Origin of the sequence: uncultured Paraglaciecola sp. (assembly GCF_913020055.1) — a bacterium.
Taxonomy (GTDB): domain Bacteria; phylum Pseudomonadota; class Gammaproteobacteria; order Enterobacterales; family Alteromonadaceae; genus Paraglaciecola.
On sequence record NZ_CAJWCF010000099.1, the window covers coordinates 1 to 17,844 of the forward strand.

13 protein-coding genes and 3 tRNA genes are annotated in these 17,844 nt (G+C 42.1%); 7 read left to right on the forward strand and 9 right to left on the reverse strand.

All coding sequences use genetic code 11. The features are described 5' to 3' along the window. Positions 1–403 precede the first annotated feature (403 nt). Positions 404–652: a hypothetical protein gene (locus QZ488_RS17585; protein ID WP_293751245.1), complete on the forward strand. Its 249-nt coding sequence runs from the start codon at positions 404–406 to the stop codon at positions 650–652. A gap of 422 nt (positions 653–1,074) precedes the next feature. Here QZ488_RS17585 and QZ488_RS17590 read toward each other — a convergent pair whose 3' ends face one another. Next, on the reverse strand, positions 1,075–1,857 hold the full coding sequence (locus tag QZ488_RS17590) for an SDR family oxidoreductase (RefSeq protein ID WP_293751247.1): 783 nt from the start codon (positions 1,855–1,857) through the stop codon (positions 1,075–1,077). 370 nt (positions 1,858–2,227) lie between these two features. Between QZ488_RS17590 and QZ488_RS17595 the strand changes: the two genes are divergently transcribed. From QZ488_RS17595 to QZ488_RS17610, 4 genes are all read left to right on the forward strand, one after another. Then, positions 2,228–3,589 carry a terminase large subunit gene (locus tag QZ488_RS17595; RefSeq protein WP_293751249.1) on the forward strand — a complete coding sequence of 454 codons (1,362 nt, stop codon included), beginning with the start codon at positions 2,228–2,230 and terminating at the stop codon, positions 3,587–3,589. 29 nt (positions 3,590–3,618) lie between these two features. Continuing rightward, positions 3,619–4,239 (forward strand): hypothetical protein, encoded by a 621-nt coding sequence (locus QZ488_RS17600; protein WP_293751251.1) that lies wholly within the window; start codon positions 3,619–3,621, stop codon positions 4,237–4,239. A gap of 73 nt (positions 4,240–4,312) precedes the next feature. Continuing rightward, positions 4,313–4,531: a hypothetical protein gene (locus QZ488_RS17605; protein WP_293751253.1), complete on the forward strand. Its 219-nt coding sequence runs from the start codon at positions 4,313–4,315 to the stop codon at positions 4,529–4,531. Positions 4,532–4,730: 199 nt separating this feature from the next. Beyond that, a complete protein-coding gene (locus tag QZ488_RS17610) occupies positions 4,731–5,255 on the forward strand; it encodes a PEP-CTERM sorting domain-containing protein (RefSeq protein WP_293751255.1) in 525 nt (174 codons plus the stop codon). 1,408 nt (positions 5,256–6,663) lie between these two features. Here the strand turns inward: QZ488_RS17610 and QZ488_RS17615 are convergent. From QZ488_RS17615 to uvrY, 7 genes are all read right to left on the reverse strand, one after another. Beyond that, entirely contained in the window at positions 6,664–9,330 is a 2,667-nt protein-coding gene (locus QZ488_RS17615; protein ID WP_293751257.1) for an EAL domain-containing protein, read from the reverse strand. Between the two features lie 511 nt (positions 9,331–9,841). Next, positions 9,842–9,928, reverse strand: a tRNA-Leu gene (locus QZ488_RS17620). 48 nt (positions 9,929–9,976) lie between these two features. Beyond that, positions 9,977–10,050 (reverse strand) — tRNA-Cys (locus tag QZ488_RS17625). Between the two features lie 33 nt (positions 10,051–10,083). Further along, positions 10,084–10,158, reverse strand: a tRNA-Gly gene (locus QZ488_RS17630). Positions 10,159–10,351: 193 nt separating this feature from the next. Continuing rightward, entirely contained in the window at positions 10,352–10,915 is a 564-nt protein-coding gene (gene pgsA, locus QZ488_RS17635) for a CDP-diacylglycerol--glycerol-3-phosphate 3-phosphatidyltransferase (protein ID WP_293751259.1), read from the reverse strand. A gap of 92 nt (positions 10,916–11,007) precedes the next feature. Then, positions 11,008–12,840: an excinuclease ABC subunit UvrC gene (uvrC, locus tag QZ488_RS17640; protein WP_293751261.1), complete on the reverse strand. Its 1,833-nt coding sequence runs from the start codon at positions 12,838–12,840 to the stop codon at positions 11,008–11,010. Between the two features lie 14 nt (positions 12,841–12,854). Beyond that, positions 12,855–13,499, reverse strand: a complete 645-nt coding sequence (uvrY, locus tag QZ488_RS17645; protein WP_293751263.1) for a UvrY/SirA/GacA family response regulator transcription factor — start codon at positions 13,497–13,499, stop codon at positions 12,855–12,857. A gap of 569 nt (positions 13,500–14,068) precedes the next feature. Here uvrY and QZ488_RS17650 point away from each other — a divergent pair. Next, entirely contained in the window at positions 14,069–15,145 is a 1,077-nt protein-coding gene (locus QZ488_RS17650; protein WP_293751265.1) for an FAD-dependent oxidoreductase, read from the forward strand. Positions 15,146–15,227: 82 nt separating this feature from the next. On the opposite strand, the gene QZ488_RS17655 is transcribed toward QZ488_RS17650, so the two are convergent. Continuing rightward, on the reverse strand, positions 15,228–16,487 hold the full coding sequence (locus tag QZ488_RS17655; protein ID WP_293751267.1) for an aminotransferase class I/II-fold pyridoxal phosphate-dependent enzyme: 1,260 nt from the start codon (positions 16,485–16,487) through the stop codon (positions 15,228–15,230). Between the two features lie 79 nt (positions 16,488–16,566). Here QZ488_RS17655 and QZ488_RS17660 point away from each other — a divergent pair, with 79 nt between their 5' ends. Next, positions 16,567–17,472 carry a LysR family transcriptional regulator gene (locus QZ488_RS17660; protein ID WP_293751269.1) on the forward strand — a complete coding sequence of 302 codons (906 nt, stop codon included), beginning with the start codon at positions 16,567–16,569 and terminating at the stop codon, positions 17,470–17,472. Positions 17,473–17,844: the final 372 nt, after the last annotated feature.

Sequence of the window (17,844 nt, forward strand, 5' to 3'; positions counted from 1 at the left end):
CAAATGCAGCGAGCAACCTGAATCTGATTAGAAAGATGGTATTGCTGAATTTAGTGCTTGGGTTACTAACAGTATTCCTAGCTTCAGCTGGCCGTTACCTACCTCTATAATCAAGGTTAAAGATAAATTTGGGCAGATCATTGTGATTTAACATTAATGACGATGGCTGCCTTAGTTCGTTGTTTTCAACATGAGCTTCTGCTTAAAGAAACCGAATATGCATCACAGGCTTGGATTGGCCGTTTTATAATGATTTAATTTAATAAGGTCCTACCCCCTTTTATTCATTTGTGGCCCATAACCACTAATTCAGCTAGCCCCTGTGGCACTAAAATTATTGCTTTTGTGCTAATCGACATCCTATACTGGCTCATTAAATATCTAGTTTAAACAGTTAATATTAATGACAAGCGATAGTTATCAAAGCGAGCTAATAAAAAATAGTCATTACACTATGTGGCTGGAAGATAATGTTATTTTTATTTATTCTGTTGGCTTGTGGGGGAAATCAACAGCTGAACGATTCAGTCAAGATTTCACATCGTTGCGCGCTCGAGTGAACGATAGACCCTGGTCAGTTATCAGTCACTCTAAAGATTGGGTTCTGGGCTCACCAGACATCGAGCCAATACTGGCAATTTGGGTAAACTAGAAGACAACAGCCAATTGGTCGTATCGATCAGAATTATTGATGAAAATACTCTGTCTCAGTTTCAGATAAATAAGATTACGGAACGTATACCACAGAGCTATTCTAGATTAAATTTCACTGACGAAGCAAAAGCTTTTAAAGCATTGCAAGAACATGGCTTTAATACAAAGACCCAAAGTTTTTCTGACTGTTTTAACATCTAAACTGAAATTTAGAATAGGCAAACTGGAACGTTTTCATTTGTCATGTCCTGTTTAGAACTCAATGCAACTGCTTATTGAGACCCCCATCGTAAAACCAGTCAAAACAAAGATAATTGATATTCAGCCTTACCAAATAAATCAGCTATTTTTTGCTCATGACTTATCCAAAACAATAAAACAAGTTGTGACGACATCACAACTTGTCATGTGATTTGGCAGTTAGTTGACTAACGTTGTACCACCATCAACCGGGATGATTTGCCCGGTGATAAAAGCCCCCGCTTGGCTGGCTAACATAATTGCCACACCAGCAATATCGTTTGGCTCTCCCCAGCGGCGCATTGGTATCGACAGTAACTCTTCGTCGAATGCAGCTTGATCTGAACTTAAAAACTCAGTCATTTTGGAATAAAAACGCCCTGGCGCGATCGCATTCACACGAATATGTTTAGCCGCCAATTCAGTTGCCAGCACTCTAGTTAACTGATGCATAGACGACTTTGACACAGCATAACTGTAATTATCTAATCCGTTACCCAGAATGCCCGCGATTGAACCAATATTGATAATAGCCGAAGTGTGTTTTGAATTGGCTTTTTTAGCCAGTAGTGGTGTTAATGCTTGAGTCAGAAAAAAAGGACTCTTTACATTAATGTCCATCACTTTATCCCAACCCAGTTCAGGAAACTGTTCAAAGGGTGCGCCCCACCCGGTGCCAGCATTATTAACCAAAACGTCGATATGCTCTTCACGTTTATGAAGTTCCTGTATCAATTGTTTCAACCCCTCCGGACTACTTACATCTCCGGGCAGCGCAATACATTCGCCAAACTGGCTCAATTCTTTGGCCGCAGCAACACAAGCTTCTGCCTTACGAGCAGTGATATAAACCCGCTTAGCGCCGGCTTCAAGGAAACCTTTCGCCATAAAGGCCCCAAGACCTCTTGAACCACCAGTAATGACACAAATTTTTTCTTTCATCGAAAATAGAGTTTCTAACATTTAATATTCTCCTCAGTATTTGTTTTAGCCTATCAATAACAAAGGGGGGTTAGAATTTTTTGGAGTGATGATCAACCATTTAATAAAACACACTGTTTAGTATTTATCATTTGTCTTCATGGCAACCATCATCACTATGGTGTGTTGGAACACGTTATTAAAAGCAGATAAACACCGAGGCTAATCGAGATACTCATCGTAACTATAGGCAGAAAACGCTCTCAACCTTCAAAGTAAAAGCCATTGAAATACTACAAATAAACAAAGCGTTCTTTTGACTGTTTAAGTGAACATTCTTCTCGCTTTGGATTTATTTATAATGGGGGTGTTTCTGATTTATACGTTTCGACGAACCTGACCCCGCAGCTCTATGTTTGGGGAGCAGTTTGCGGATGATAGTTTTAACAACTGGCGCATACTGCTTAAGGCGTTCTACGGCCTACCATTTGATGATAAAGACCTTGAAGTATATCAACAGCTAACAGGTCGCACAGTAGCCCCTGAGCAAGCCATGAGAGAGCTTTGGCTAGTTGTGGGGAGACGTGGCGGTAAAAGCCAAGTAGCCGCACTAATCGCTGTTTTTGAGGCTTTTTTTCATGACCATAGTGCAAAGTTATCAGCAGGCGAATTAAGCACTGTTATGGTCATTGCTGCAGACCGCAAACAAGCGCTTTCAGTGTTCAGATACATTAAAGGGTTAGTTGGTTTATGCCCCATGCTTAAACAGATGGTACTGCGCGAAACTACCGAAACATTAGAGCTTAACAACCGTTCTGTAATTGAGATAACCACAGCAAGCCACAGACGCACAAGGGGCTATACATGCTCATGTGTTATCGCTGATGAAGTGGCGTTCTGGATGATAGATGGGGCTAACCCTGATAAAGAAATCATCAACGCATTGCGCCCATCACTGGCAACGCTTGGCGGTAAGCTATTGGTCTTGTCTAGCCCATACGCTAGGCGCGGTGTTTTATATGACGCATACCGAGACAATTTCGGCAAAGATAGCAAGCGCATTCTAGTTGCTCAAGCACCAACCGCATTAATGAACCCAACTTTAGACTCTGCAGTAATTGAACAGGCCTATAAAGAAGATCCAGCCAGTGCCAGTGCTGAATATGGCGCACAGTTTAGAACCGATGTTGAATCATTTATCAGTCGCGAAGCTTTAGAGGCTGTAACCATCACTGACCGCATAGAATTAGCACCGGCTAGAATCAATCGTTATGTTGGCTTTGTGGATGCTGCAGGCGGCTCTGGACAGGATGCAATGACAATGGCAGTTGCTCACATGGATAACAAATCACACGTTGCCATTGTTGATGCTGTTAGATGCGTAAAGCCTCCGTTTTCACCAGAACAAGTGGTGACTGAATTTGTTGCCTTACTCAAGTCATACAGAATCACACGAGTGATAGGTGATGCATGGGGAGGTGATTTTGTCCGCGGACAATTCAAAAAGCGTGGCATACATTACCAAGTAAGCAAAAAAGATAAATCAGCCATTTATGGTGAGTTATTACCGCTTATCAATTCACAACGTGTAGAGCTACCCGACATCAAACAAATGCGAGATGAGCTAATAGGCTTAGAGCGCAAGAACACCACAAAACCAAGAATAGATCATGCTCCAGGACAACATGACGACATGATCAACGCAGTTGCAGGAGCTTTGGTATTCGGCTCTCAAAAAGACAACCGCACCATTGCATCCAGATTAATTTGTTAACTATAAAAAACACATAAGAGGCTTTAAAAATGAACATACTAAATCAAGGTTTAACAACAACATTACAACAACGCGGGTTTAAAACGAGCAAGGCCATGGGTGATTTATCCTCTGGATTCGCTCAGGCAGTTAATGCAGCAAGTCGAGATTATAAATCTATCTTGAACGATGAAACGCGCACCAAGGGTGAAAAAGCGCCATTGCTAGCCAAGACACAGGTTAAGTATAAATCAACGCTTGCAAGCAAGACTGATGCAATTCTATTCAACTTAGAGTCGAGAGCTAGCAGCCTAGAAAGCCAGCTCAATAACGCAACCACGTTTAGAGGTGGTGATGCGGTGATGATACTTATGGCGCAGAACTTACAAGGCACTGAGGATAAACTATCAAGGGTGAAAGCTGACCCAAGGTACCATCAAGTAGTTAATGCGTTACCCGCTGATTTCTTCGGCATCCAAGAAGATGCACTGCAAAACCTTAAAGATGCTGGATTGAAAAAACACCATCCAGAACTAAATACCGAAATTGAACAGTACAAAACCGATAGGCAGCAAATGAATGCAGTATTGGAAATAGCAAAAGAAGTAGATACAGCTTTCGAAAGCTCAATCAATCCGCAAGCGATGCAGACAAGGTTTGACCCAGAATAGTTAAGCCCCAGCCCTACCCATTGGGCGAATACCTGAACATGTATTTAAAAGGTTCTTTTTTTTGAGGTGGTTTATGAGCAGACGCACAGTTTGGTTAATGTTAAACAAGGGCGAAAAAATGCCAAGAATCAAAAATGATTTAGCTGTAGATATTAGAAGCGACTTTGTAACTCGTATGCGCTCTATAGGTAAAACACCAAAAGAGATTGAACAGCTTGATAGGTTTCTAGTGGCTTGCCTGCAGAATGTGAATGATTTGGATAGATTGGCTAAACAGAATCAAACTGACTGAGTTTTTTACACTTAAACGTATTTTGTGTCGGATTATTTTACACATTTTAAAAATTAAATTTATTAAAAACCCTTAACTCATTGTAATTATTAAATATAATGATTCTGGCGCGTTCGATGCGTTACCCTCAGTACATGGTGAATTATCACTTTAGCAATTACCTTCAAGACTGTAGTGAAGGGATTAAAGGGAATATCAAATGAAATTTAAATTTTTGAAAATGGCTTTTGCTGGTTTGGTTTTGGGTGTTAGTGGTTTTGCTAATGCTGGATTGATACTTGAAGTGCTTCGGGTTGATGACTCGACCGCTCATATCACAGGTTCGGGTTCGATTGATGTTGCCGACGTTTTCAATGCGATAATCCTCGGAGGCGCCAATTCGACCGGAGATGCTGGCGTTGATATTTTTACTGGCGACCTAAGTTTAGGTCACACAGATATTAACTACGTCTTCACTCTTTTTGGTACTAAAGATTTCCTGATCAATTTATCTTCTCACGTGACCTTTGGAGATATGATCTCTGGTTTTATGGTTGCCACGCTAGATGTTGAAACTTGGGCCGCGATAGGAAGTACCGGATTTGTGACCAATGATGACAGCACTATATTGGGCAGTTACACGATCGTGGAACCTTTTAGCTCTGTCCCAGAACCCTCTTCACTTGCTATTTTCGCACTAGGCTTAATGGGTTTAGCATCACGTAGATTTAAGAAACAATCTTAGTATGAGATAATTCCTGCAAATCAACAAGCATCTGCCAATCGGCAGGTGCTTGTTGATTTGCGCGTTATATGGGAGTGCTGCCTGCAGAGTGTTTACTAGTAAACATTTTAGTTGGCGAGTAAACAAAAAGCATACTAAATTGATTATAAGGAATCTAACTAAATGGAATTAATAAAATGCAACCTAACCCAATCCAAGCTAACCCACACCCGCCAATCATACTTGTAAAAACATGGTGCCAGTTACTTCGATGTGAAGATGAAGAACCAAGAGAAAGTGCTAAAACTATGCTCTTTGGAGCGTTTGGAGATATGCAAGGCGTCGTTGAGTTCGTGAAGGCGAATAATATAAAGGTTCGTTCACTAGTAATGTTTGCAGATTTAGAAAATAATTAAATTTCTATGATGGGTTTATAGGTGGGCATTAACTTAAACTGCTCTGCAGCCCTTTAAAAAAAGGGAAATGGTGCCCGGGGCCGGACTTAAACCGGGTGACTTGAATACCCTGTCCATACATGCCCAGCGTGTTGCGGTTATTGAATTCTCGGCTTTGACCACATAGGACAATAGTGGACCTGAATTCGCCCAAGAACCGCCCAAAGTAATTAACATTTTTTGGGCTATAAACGTTATCAACTTCCGAATTGCATATCCTTAAATACACAGAGGATCAATTTTGGATTTTTGACAAGGGCCATCTCTTTTCATTGCCATTTGCATACCAAGCTGACACGCTGACTACAAATACAGAAAACTCCATAGTTATTTTGAATAATAATCCCAATATAATTTATTTATCGCTTCTGTAGATTGACAGTACTTCCAACTTGAAATCGATATTTTCTATCTTCATAAGTCACTATATATTTAGAGGTTTTGTTAACTTATCGAATTTAAACGATAAAAACGAGTTTTAAACGTCTATTGTCGGATTTTGAATACAACTCGCCCTATCCTATTCATGAAACGATCGTTCACTGAAAGTTCTGTAATTACTGGCCTTCATCACCTGCCATTAGGATATCAACTGATAACATCAACAAATTTAAAAATACGGATTACTTGAACGGCTGTAAGTCGCTCAAACCGGAAGTAAACAAAAACACAGCTACATCTGCATTGGTGACATCACTGAATCAATAGGTTTTAAATCTTCACTCTCTGACCTAAAGCGGACATAAGGTTCTAGTCTAAAAATGGGAGCTAACGACCTATTGCGGTCTTAAGAGAATACGAACTACCAGACTATATTGAGCGCAAAAATCATCATACGATTAATCAAATGTGACTGACGGCAATGCGCGTTCTGGAGACATAGCCGAACATCATCTTCAAGGGTAGGATTACTGCCATATCGGTCATACCCGACCGCTCTACAAGGTCGCTTCTGTTGAGGCTCAGTGGTCAAGTCAGTTAGCTTTAGCCTGCCAAGGATCATGAGGCTTCCAAGTATCAAGCCATTGGGGAATATCCGCAGCAGGCATGGGTCTAGCAATGGCATAACCCTGCGCTAACTCACAACCCAGTTGCAACAGTGCTACTCCATGTGCGATGGTCTCTACACCCTCCGCAATCACGTCACGCTGGAATGCCTTAGCTAAACCCACTACACCTTTAACAATCGCTAAATCGTCGGCATCGTCTAACATGTCTCGCACGAAACTCTGGTCTATTTTAATCATGTGCGCTGGCAGATGCCTGAGATGGTCGAGTGATGAATACCCCGTACCAAAGTCATCTAAGGCAAAGCGGACACTAAGGTCATGGCATGCATTCATGGCCGCAGACACCCTATTGATGTCACTTAACACACTGGTTTCCAGTATTTCCAATTCTAAACGGTGAGGGGGCACCTCAGGATGTGCTGACAACAATGCTGCTAAGCGTTTTGCGAAGTTATCTTGTTGTAATTGATAGGCAGAAATGTTGACACTGATAGGGAGGTTGATCCCTATGCTTCGCCACTGGCTTATTTGTCTCAATGCAGCGCCCATGACCCATTCACCCATTTCAAGACTAATGGCATGGCCTTCTATCGCAGATAAGAACTCTAAAGATGCAATTAAACCACGAACAGGATGCTGCCAGCGGATTAAAGCTTCTAAGCCTATCACCTCGCTAGTGCGCATATTAACTTTGGGTTGGAAGTGCATCACAAACTCACTTTTATCCAAAGCTGTACGAATATTATCTATATTCTCTAGTTGGATTTTAACCGCATTATCTTGTGCGATATCAAAATGGTGATAACGGTTCTTGCCCGCTTGTTTAGCAGCATACATGGCTTGGTCGGCGCGGCGCATGAGTTGGTCTGAGGTTACCCCGTCTTGTGGATAAAATGCGACCCCGATACTCGCTGAAACTTGCATTTCTATACCATTTATGATTATGGGGTAAGCAGCGGACTTTAGCAGTCGTTCTAACATAGGCTCACTATCCTCGAGCTTTTCTAAATCTATCATGACTGCAATAAATTCATCACCGCCAATACGTGCCAGCGTATCACCTTCACGTAATGTTTCTTTCATGCGATGTGACACTTCAATGAGTAGTTCATCACCTACATTATGGCCATGGCGATCATTGACGGCTTTGAAGCCATCTAAGTCTAAAAACACAACAGATAATGACAGATTACGACGTTGACACTGCATTATTGCTTGCCTTAAGCGGTCAGCTAGTAATATACGGTTAGGCAGATTGGTTAGTGGGTCGAAATGAGCAATGTGTTCCAGTTGCCCCTGATATGTTTTAATATCTGTAATATCAGTGCTTACTGAAATATAGTGTTGCACGTGAGCAGCATCACTCTCGACGGCGTTGATGGTCATCATTTCAGGATAAATGTCACCATTTTTGCGGCGGTTCCATATCTCGCCATGCCAATGCCCTTTCGTTAATATCGCATTCCACATTTCGACATAAAATTCTGGCGATTGACGCCCAGATTGAAGAATTCTTGGATTTTTCCCCAGAACGTCATCAGGAGAGTAGCCAGTAATGTAACTGAAAGCATCGTTGACTTCCGTAATAGTTGCAGTGTTATCGGTTATTATGATGCTCTCATGGGCAGAGCTGAACACACTGGCCGCGCGTTTTAGCTTTTGTAGTAGACGTTCTTTCTCTACGATTGCATTATTCTTTTCTTGCACAGTCAGCCTATACTGCGAGAGAACTGCTGAAAGTAGCATAATTGGAACTGCCGTAGCTATCAGATAAAACTGGACAGACAACACATTTTCTATAGGCGAACTAGAGGTGAATGGACCTAAGCCGCTGGCGGCAGTGCCGACAGAAAAAATTGTTATCACCAAGATGGCAAGGTAAACACCAATACCGTTGAAACGGATTGCCGCCCAAAGAAGAAACGGTAGAGGGGCGTAGAGTAAAGCTGGGAAATTATCCGCAACGCCTGCCTCTGCCCCTAAAGCATAGTAGCTTACTATAAATAGACACAAGGCTAATCCCAGTGCCTCTAGTGTGCGGTTGAACTTGACAGACTTGAGCCAGCTAGGTCCGGCTTGGAACCCAAGTATAATCAAAGGAGTTACTATGAGTAGACCAATTGTGTCACTTAGAAACCACGCTCGCCAGAAAGACCAGTAACTCAACTCGAGTGCCTCAAAGAAGGTTACGGCACTGGCAACACAAGCAGAAAATGACCCACTCACAAGCACAGCTAAGAAGAATCGCAACATCTCAGAGATTTGTTCGAGTTTTATTGGGCTTGCAAGAAGATATCTCAAGCTAACCGCTGCGACTAGGGCTTCAAGAAAATTAGCGATAGAGAAAAGAACCACTCGATGTGCTAACAAGTCGTATTCCATAGAGAGAGTGATGTCTGCAAGCACCATGACCAGAAGATATGCCCACCAGCGACGCTGATCTGTTAAAAGCAATGCCGCCAAAACGATTGCATTGGCTGGAAAAAACGTAGCGATCTTATCCGTTGGAGTAGCTAACGCTAGCCCAAGTTTACACCCAAGATAAAAAGCGAAACCAACAAGAAGAGCGTACAGCAGAGTCGGGCGCAACGAAACATGATGTGAACCTCCATTTGCAACAGGCCAACTCATGTCTAATCCCACTTCAGTTATCCTCTTTAATGTGAAAATAGTCGCCGACACGTTTCACACCACTATAGTGCAGCGTTGAATCTAGCATAAATAGCGATTGAGTCAAACTATCGGAGTCAAGAACAAAGTTAAATTGTTCATGATGCATTTGGCTGCGTAATTGGTAATAGCTTAAGCGACTAGTGACAACAATGTCAGTGGAGCTAAAGGCAAACAGCAAGGACGAAAGGTCTTTACCTTGCAACCCATTGTTCCTATTGAAGAGCAAGGTTCGTTACCCACTCAAAAGTGCCTTACAGCAGTTGCAGCCACCCTAATTTGCTAAAACTTAGGATTCTTACTCCTGAATCACTATGACCACAACTGTCTGCAATTGCCTAAATATAGTCGGTCGAGTCATTCTTTAATTAATAACAGCAAAGCGACATAGCTGACGTAAGTGATATCGCCCGACAATCGCCCAGACATATCGGCAATTACTATTAAGCGTTTGATTAATATAGGTAATAAATGGTGCCCGGGGCCGGACTTGAACCGGCACGTCCTTACGAACGAGGGATTTTAAATCCCTTGTGTCTACCAATTTCACCACCCGGGCAATGGGGGGTACTTGTATTACTACAAGCTGGTATTGCTAAAGCGTATATGGAGGCGGAACCCGGAGTCGAACCGAGATCCACGGATTTGCAATCCGCTGCATAGCCATTCTGCCATTCCGCCGAACTTATACTTTACAATTTCTTAAAAAGAAATTGGAGCGGGAAACGAGATTCGAACTCGCGACCCCAACCTTGGCAAGGTTGTGCTCTACCACTGAGCTATTCCCGCATAATCTTACTGTGCAATCCTTGCATCAGCTTTAAGTTGTTTTGCGATGTTTTGCCTAACCCCTTAAATCTGAGCTGCATTTTACATTCAAAGTCTAAGCTGTCAACCACAAAAAGTAGGTTTTTGAACTGACTGACTGATTTTTGACTTAAACGCGCTAAATTCACACAAAATGACTTTATTAGTGCTGAATTTATTGGGTTTTCTGATCATCCCATGCGGCTTTGGTATAAACCAGCATCGACCAGAACGACAACACCGCTGCAAAATATAATAAAATATAACCCAGTGACACCCAATATATGCGTATGCCCATGAAATATTCCAATTCTGACAACAATCCAATTAAGGCTAACATTTGTGCCATGGTTTTAGCTTTGCCAGTAATTGACACTTTCACCAAGTCTTGTTTGCCTTGTTGCCCCATCCATTCCCGTAACGCAGAAATATAGATTTCTCGAGACATCAATAATATGGCTGGAATGGTGATCCACAAATTGTCGTAACTATGGGTAATTAGTAATAAAGCAGCCGCAACAATCAATTTGTCGGCCACGGGATCTAAAAACGCGCCAAATGCTGTGCTTTGGTCTAATTTTCTTGCTAGGTAGCCGTCAAACCAATCGGTGATGGCAGCAAACCAAAATATAAACGCGCCGGCTTGATGCGCCCATTTCCAGTCTAAGAAATAGACAACAACAAACACTGGGATAAGCAACACCCTGATAATGGTAATGATATTAGGAATAGTCCACATCTAACTTCTCTGTATTTCCTATAGTCATAAAATGAATAAATTAGGTTTTAAAACGCGACCATTAACCCACATGCAGTGAATTATTTCAAAGTTCAATTGTGAATATGCTCATAAATAATATCGGCAAGCTCTTCACTGATACCCGGCACATTGGCAATTTCGCCTTTACTGGCCTGCAATACGCCATGTAAACCGCCCATATATTTGAGTAAACTCTGCCTTCTTTTTGCTCCGACACCAGGAATAGATTGCAATTTAGAGGTGGTTTTCTCTTTTTGTCGCCTTTGCCTGTGCCCTGTAATAGCAAAACGGTGGGCCTCGTCTCGTATATGTTGAATCAAGTGTAATGCTGCGCAATCACCAGCCATAGGAATAGTGGCGTGACTGCCCGCTAATATCAGTGTTTCTAGACCCGCCTTGCGACTACTGCCTTTAGCCACACCAATTAGTAACGGCTTTTTATCTTGTTTCCAATCTTCAAAGTAGGCTTCTGCTTGAGCGAGTTGCCCTTTACCGCCATCAATAAACAAAATATCGGGGATTTTAGTTTGGTCTTTTACATCTCGATAACGCCGAGCAAGGGCTTGTGCCATAGCCGCGTAATCATCTCCGGGCGTAATACCTTCGATGTTATAACGTCGATAATCGGTTTTGTAGGGCCCTTCCCTATTAAACACCACACAAGACGCAACTGTTTGTTGACCTGACGTATGACTGATATCAAAACATTCCATGCGCTGGATGGGTTGTTCAAACTCTAAAATTTGTTCTAGCTCGACGTAACGGGCAAACACCGATTTCTGATGGCTCTGCCGCGATTCTAGGGCTGTATCAGCATTGGTATTGGCAAGGTCAAGGTAACGACGTTTTTCGTCTCTGACTCCCTTATAGAACTGAATTTTACGACCAGCTTCTTTAGTTAATAGTGCTTCGATAGCGCTTTGTTCTTCTAACTCGCATGGGATTACAATTTGCTGGGGAATGATTTTATTGCCCGCAAGGTAAAACTGTAAAATAAACGACTGAAATACCTCGGCATTGCTGGACTCTGCGGGCACTTTTGGATAAAAACTTTTACTACCGAGTAATTTATTGTCGCGGATAAACAAACCTTGAATACTGGCAATACCATTGCGGTAGGCAAACCCAAACACGTCCATTTCTTGCTGATTACCACTGACCCATTGTTGTTCTTGCACTTTGTTTAAGGCACCAATCTGATCGCGATACCGTGCAGCGGCTTCAAACCTAAGGTCGATACTGGCTTGTTCCATTTTATCCACCAATGAATCAATAACCTGTTTGTTTTTGCCTTTTAAAAACAATCGCGCGTATTGCACTTGCTGGGCATATTCTTCTTCACTGACTAACCCTTCAACACAAGGGCCTGCGCAGCGTTGTAGTTGATATTGTAAACAGGGGCGCGTTCTGGCGCGGTAATAGCTGTCTTCACATTGGCGAATAGGAAATAAGCGCTGCATGGTGCGTAGGCTTTCGCGCACCGCCCAAGCACTAGGATAAGGGCCAAAGTATTCGCCCTTTAGTTTTTTCGGACCACGATGATTACTGAGTCTTGGGTGAGTATGTGCAGATAAAAAAATAAAAGGGTAAGACTTGTCGTCTCTTAACAACACGTTATACCGAGGTTTATATTTTTTTATGTAGTTGTTTTCAAGAATAAAGGCTTCGGCTTCACTGTGCACCACAGTGACATCCATTTCACAGATTTGTTTTACCAGTGATCGAGTCTTGATGCTATCCACATTGGTTCGAAAATAGCTCGACACGCGTTTTTTAAGATTTTTTGCCTTACCAACATAAATCACTTCTTCTTTGTGATTGTACATCCGGTAAACGCCCGGTTGGTTAGTCAGGTTTTTGAGAAAGGCTTGGTGGTCAAAAGGTTCGGCAATACTGATACTCATGAAAATAACGTAGCTTACAATTGATCTGACAAAATCAGTTTATGCCGAAGTGCAAGGTGAGTCAGTTCAACATCAGTACTGACTTTTAACTTATCAAACATTCTATAACGATAAGTATTCACGGTTTTAGCGCTTATATTTAGGTAAATGGCGATATCCGGTACTTTTGCACCTTTGGTTAGCATTAAGGTAATTTCTAGTTCGCGCTCGGACAATTGATCAAATGGGTTACTGTCGTTTAAATTGAGTTGCCCAAGGGCAATCTGTTGCGCGATATCCGGCGACACATATTTTTGCCCCGCTGCCACTTTATAAATTGCTTTGATCATTTCTTCGGGATCAGAGTCTTTGGTTAGGTAACCAAATGCGCCCATTTGCATCACTTTTGCTGGGATGGGATTTTCTTTGTGTACAGACAATACTATAACCCGGCAATTTTCAGAAAAACGTAGGATTTGTTTAGTGGCCTCTAAGCCCCCTATTCCCGGCATGCTCATGTCCATCAACACTAGGTCTGGCGCATGGTTACGACAAAATTTAACCGCGTCTTCACCATTGGTGGCTTCGCCTACCACTGCAAAATCGCTAACGTCTTCTAAGATACGACGGATGCCAGTTCGCACTAATTCATGGTCATCTACTAACAGCAGTTTAATCAAGCTAAGGTTCTCTTTATTTTTAACGATAGAAATGTGTACTAAGTCTGTTCCAACCTTGGATCGTGTCTGCTAACCCTTGTCCAATATTATACGCATAACATTGTTCAATCTGACATCGAATAATCCATCTATCTTTACAACCTGTTACTTCTTTTGGTTTGCTAGGTTTGCCACCACAACGGCACTTAAACAGCAAATCGGTAGCTGTTTTTTTTACCTTTGATTGTTTGTTACTTTTTTTGCGGGTAAACATATTTATTCATTAACAGCACCACCAATAAACAGAGCATAAAGGATTACCTAACAAAACCATACTGAAACTCGACTTTACTGCTTTGTTAGCTCAACTTTTAATCACCAATGACTCCGTTACTTGTGTAAGTAGTTAGCTAGATATACAAAAAAGAAGTCAGAATATGGGTTACTTTGATCCTAAGATAACCTTTTATTGTTTAACTGATGACAATGGTTAGCTACTTGCGTAGAACTATCGTCAAATCTACCATCAGCGAACTTTCATAGAAGAAATGGCATATCACCTTCACTAACAACCAGTTCGAGGACATTATTTGAAACACAAGAGCGTTATTATAATTGGTGGAGGCCTAGCGGGCTTGTATGCTGCACACCGACTAGAGCAGCAGAACATTCCTTATTTATTATTAGAAGCTAATTCTAGATTAGGTGGACGTATTCTAGGTGCACAAAACAAGCAAAACTCGGGGCACTATTTTGATTTGGGCCCAACCTGGGTATTTCCTCATCATCAAAAAACCCAGGGGTTACTTAAACAACTTGGTATTGAATTTTTTGAACACTATGCAAAAGGTGATGTACTGTATCAAACGTCTGAAAATCAAGCAGCACAACGTATTAAAGGTGCAGGCGAGCTAGATTTATTTAAGATTCAAGGTGGCTGTCAGTCTTTAGTCACTGCTTTGCACACCTCACTTGAACCCAACAACGTTTTTCTCAACCATGAATTGACCAATATTGAGAGGTGTAAAAACCTATGGGAAATCACTGCTAGTCACAAGGGTGTAGAGTGCACCCTTTCAGCTGATGAATTGATGTTGGCCATGCCCCCAAGGATCATTGCTCAACATCTTGCTGAGAAACAATGGATATCAGATGTTTTACTCAGCCAGCTGCAAAATTCACAAACCTGGATGGCGGGCCAAGCAAAATTCGCGGTGGCTTATGCAACACCATTTTGGCGTGAACAAGGACTATCAGGCCAAATATTCAGTCAAACAGGACCAATGGTTGAAATACATGATGCATCAACCGATACAGATAGAAGTCATGGCTTATTTGGTTTTATAGGATGGCCAGCATCGCGCAGAAGCCAAATGACCCAGCAACAACTCAAACAAGCCTGTTTGGCGCAACTTGTTAGTTGTTATGGTCCGCTGGCCAGCGATTTTACTGATTACTATTTAAAGGACTGGGCAAGTGATCGGTTTACTTGTACTGCAAGTGACAAACTTGAATCATCTCGCCACCCATCATTTACTCTTTCGAACCATAAACAAGCACTTCGTGACCTACATCTGCATTTTATAGGCAGTGAATTTGCCACCGTTGACCCAGGATACTTAGAAGGCGCTATCGATGCAGTTGATCGTAGCGCCTATTTTACTTAGCTCGCAAATCATTGAAGTGGCATGGGTATATGCCCTAAAGGTTTAAACCCAGTTCATTAAAATGCCTAAACTATCAATAGCATTAAGTTAACTGTTTTAAATAGCGTCCTAAACTTTCGATGCCCTCTGACATTTTTTTTGCATGTTTAACGGTGAGAGTATCGGACCAATCACTTAGGCGGATATCTTCCAAAGCCTGTCTGCCATCAAAGTCAACATAAGCGAGGCGTGCACACAAAGCCTCGGGGGGAAGACCAAAGGATACGCCAGGTAACAATGCGACCCCCACATCCTCCAACACTTTTTTACAAACCGCTATATCAGTAGCAAGACCAATATCTTTTAGTGCTTGCCGGTAAGCACTGAAATCAAGCAAAAGATAGAATCCACCTTCTGGGGCATGTGCATTTAATCCTGCATTAATCACGGCTTTATGAATATATTTGCCTAGGGCGCTGAGGATCGTTCTTTGGTCCTTAACATATTGCAGCATCATCACATTATCAGAATAAGCCGTTATCGCAGCATGCTGAATAGGAGAAGACGCACAAGAATAGGTTTCAGATGCAATGCCCAGCATCGCGTCTTTTAATTGGCTAGCACATTCATCTGGCAAAATAGCGATACCCAAACGCCATCCACCTGCACCAGCCCATTTAGATAAGCCTGAGGTAACAAAGGTGCCTTTAGGATAATACTTAGCGATACTAACGTGTTGGTTATCATGTTGCAGTGGTGCATAGATCTCATCGGATATCACCATGGCTTGGTATTTCTCTAACACTACTGTTAAGGCTTGTAGTTCGCTCTGTGTGTAACACAACCCATCTGGATTGCCTGGAGAGTTTAAAACAACCAGTAAACTTTGATAGTGTTGCGAGGCTTCAGCTAAGGATTTTTCTAGAATATCAGGGGTGATCCGGTAACGCTGTGCAAAGTTGGTTTGCAGCATATATGTAGCATGACCAATTAATTCAGCTTGTGGCGCATAAGAAACCCATGCAGGGGCAGGAATAAGCACAGCAGCATGAGTGTAAGCGCACATTATGGTGTACAGCAACGCTTTTGATCCTGGGGCAATAAATATTTGCTCAGCACAAATTGGTCGTTTTTCAAAAGCGGAATGATACTCTGCCACTTTTGTGCGCAAGGCTTCCAACCCTTGCACCTGAGTGTATTCTTTACGATGAGCATGTTCTATTAGCGCTGCTTTTAGCACAGCTGAAATAGGGAATGGCGATTGGCCAAAACCAAAACGAAATACCTGCCTCCCTTCTTTTTCAAGAGCAGAAGATTGTTCATTCAACAGTAACGTGCTCGAAGGTGAAATTTGACGATACATAACTCAATAATTCCTGTTTCAATTAGACAGAGTCATTTATAGTTCAACTCAACTATCATAGTATAATGAGCAATCACTCATGACTTCAGCACAACTTCAGGCATTTGTTACTGTTGCCCAAGTCAACAGTTTCACTGCTGCAGCTATCATGCTTGGCATTGGTCAATCTGCGGTATCTCATGCGATAAAATCAATAGAAAAGGAATTAGGGGTTACTTTGTTCGTAAGAGGCAAAGCCGACATAATTCTGACTGAGGTGGGTTCTCATATACTCGCCAAAGCACACTCGGTTCTAGGCTTATTTGAGTCGATAAAACAAACGGCCAATGAATCAAAAAACTTGCAACAAGGGGTATTAAAAATAGGCTCATTCGGTCCCTCGTTTTCTGCCCACTTGTTACCTATTATTTTGGCCGAATATCGCGTTCGTTATCCTAATATCAAGGTGTATGTAGAAGAAGGCGAAGATCATCTAGTCAGAGAATGGATCGCGAATAGAAAGGTAGATTTAGGTTGTATAATTTTGCCCGATTTAGAGTTTGATCACATTTATTTAACCACAGATAAACTATCGGTGGTACTGCCAGTCAATCACCCACTAGCTACCAAAACTAAAATAAACATAGACGAATTACGTCCATTCCCCTTTATTTTGACCGAAGGCACAACTGGAAAAATGGTAAAGGAACTGTTTAAACAATCAAAATTTGAGCAAGATGTTGTATACAACAACGTCCAGATAATGAGCATGTTATCTATGGTGTCCTGTGGTGCAGGTGTGTCAATCACAGCAGAGCTAGCTATCCCTAGTGAACTTGAGGGAAAAGCTGGCTCCTACTTGATCAAACCTATGCTTCCAATTGTTAAAAGAGAAATCGGTTTGGCAATGCAAAATTTACAGCATTTATCTCCCGCTGCAGCCGCGTTTGTGAAAACGGCTTCAACCCTTGAAAGAGCAGGTAAGCTGAAACATCAGCACCTATAACTCAAACAAATCAGTGGCTTAACTGGAGCCAAATAAACCATTATACCAATCGCCGTAAGTAATTACCCTCTCAGCGAGAGTTAAAGCAGCTTAATCAAGGCGCGTGAATGTAGGAATAGTGGTGCTCTTTCAAATTCATGCAACGCAGAGTAAGCAGCTTTAAAACTCGTCCTCCGGAAAAGCCCCAGCCGGTTTTGTGCTGCGTTCTCGCCACTTAAAAGGGAAATGCCATTCTTGCGCAGCGACGCCTTGCCCAAAACCGGCTGGGGCTTTCTGAGTGGGTAGTTATTTATGGTGATTAATGGTATGGACCCTCTCCTCCCATAACGGCTTCAAATGAGCCAAGATAGTGGTTGTTAAAATCGACTATCA

Excerpts from the sequence above, each read along its gene's own strand:
- QZ488_RS17585 (WP_293751245.1), top strand. The coding sequence starts at position 404 with ATGACAAGCGATAGTTATCAAAGCGAGCTAATAAAAAATAGTCATTAC.
- QZ488_RS17595 (WP_293751249.1), top strand. The coding sequence starts at position 2,228 with ATGTTTGGGGAGCAGTTTGCGGATGATAGTTTTAACAACTGGCGCATA.
- pgsA (WP_293751259.1), bottom strand. The coding sequence starts at position 10,915 with ATGTGGACTATTCCTAATATCATTACCATTATCAGGGTGTTGCTTATC.
- QZ488_RS17660 (WP_293751269.1), top strand. The coding sequence starts at position 16,567 with ATGACTTCAGCACAACTTCAGGCATTTGTTACTGTTGCCCAAGTCAAC.
- QZ488_RS17610 (WP_293751255.1), top strand. The coding sequence starts at position 4,731 with ATGAAATTTAAATTTTTGAAAATGGCTTTTGCTGGTTTGGTTTTGGGT.
- uvrC (WP_293751261.1), bottom strand. The coding sequence starts at position 12,840 with ATGAGTATCAGTATTGCCGAACCTTTTGACCACCAAGCCTTTCTCAAA.
- QZ488_RS17655 (WP_293751267.1), bottom strand. The coding sequence starts at position 16,487 with ATGTATCGTCAAATTTCACCTTCGAGCACGTTACTGTTGAATGAACAA.
- QZ488_RS17590 (WP_293751247.1), bottom strand. The coding sequence starts at position 1,857 with ATGTTAGAAACTCTATTTTCGATGAAAGAAAAAATTTGTGTCATTACT.
- QZ488_RS17600 (WP_293751251.1), top strand. The coding sequence starts at position 3,619 with ATGAACATACTAAATCAAGGTTTAACAACAACATTACAACAACGCGGG.
- QZ488_RS17605 (WP_293751253.1), top strand. The coding sequence starts at position 4,313 with ATGAGCAGACGCACAGTTTGGTTAATGTTAAACAAGGGCGAAAAAATG.
- QZ488_RS17615 (WP_293751257.1), bottom strand. The coding sequence starts at position 9,330 with ATGAGTTGGCCTGTTGCAAATGGAGGTTCACATCATGTTTCGTTGCGC.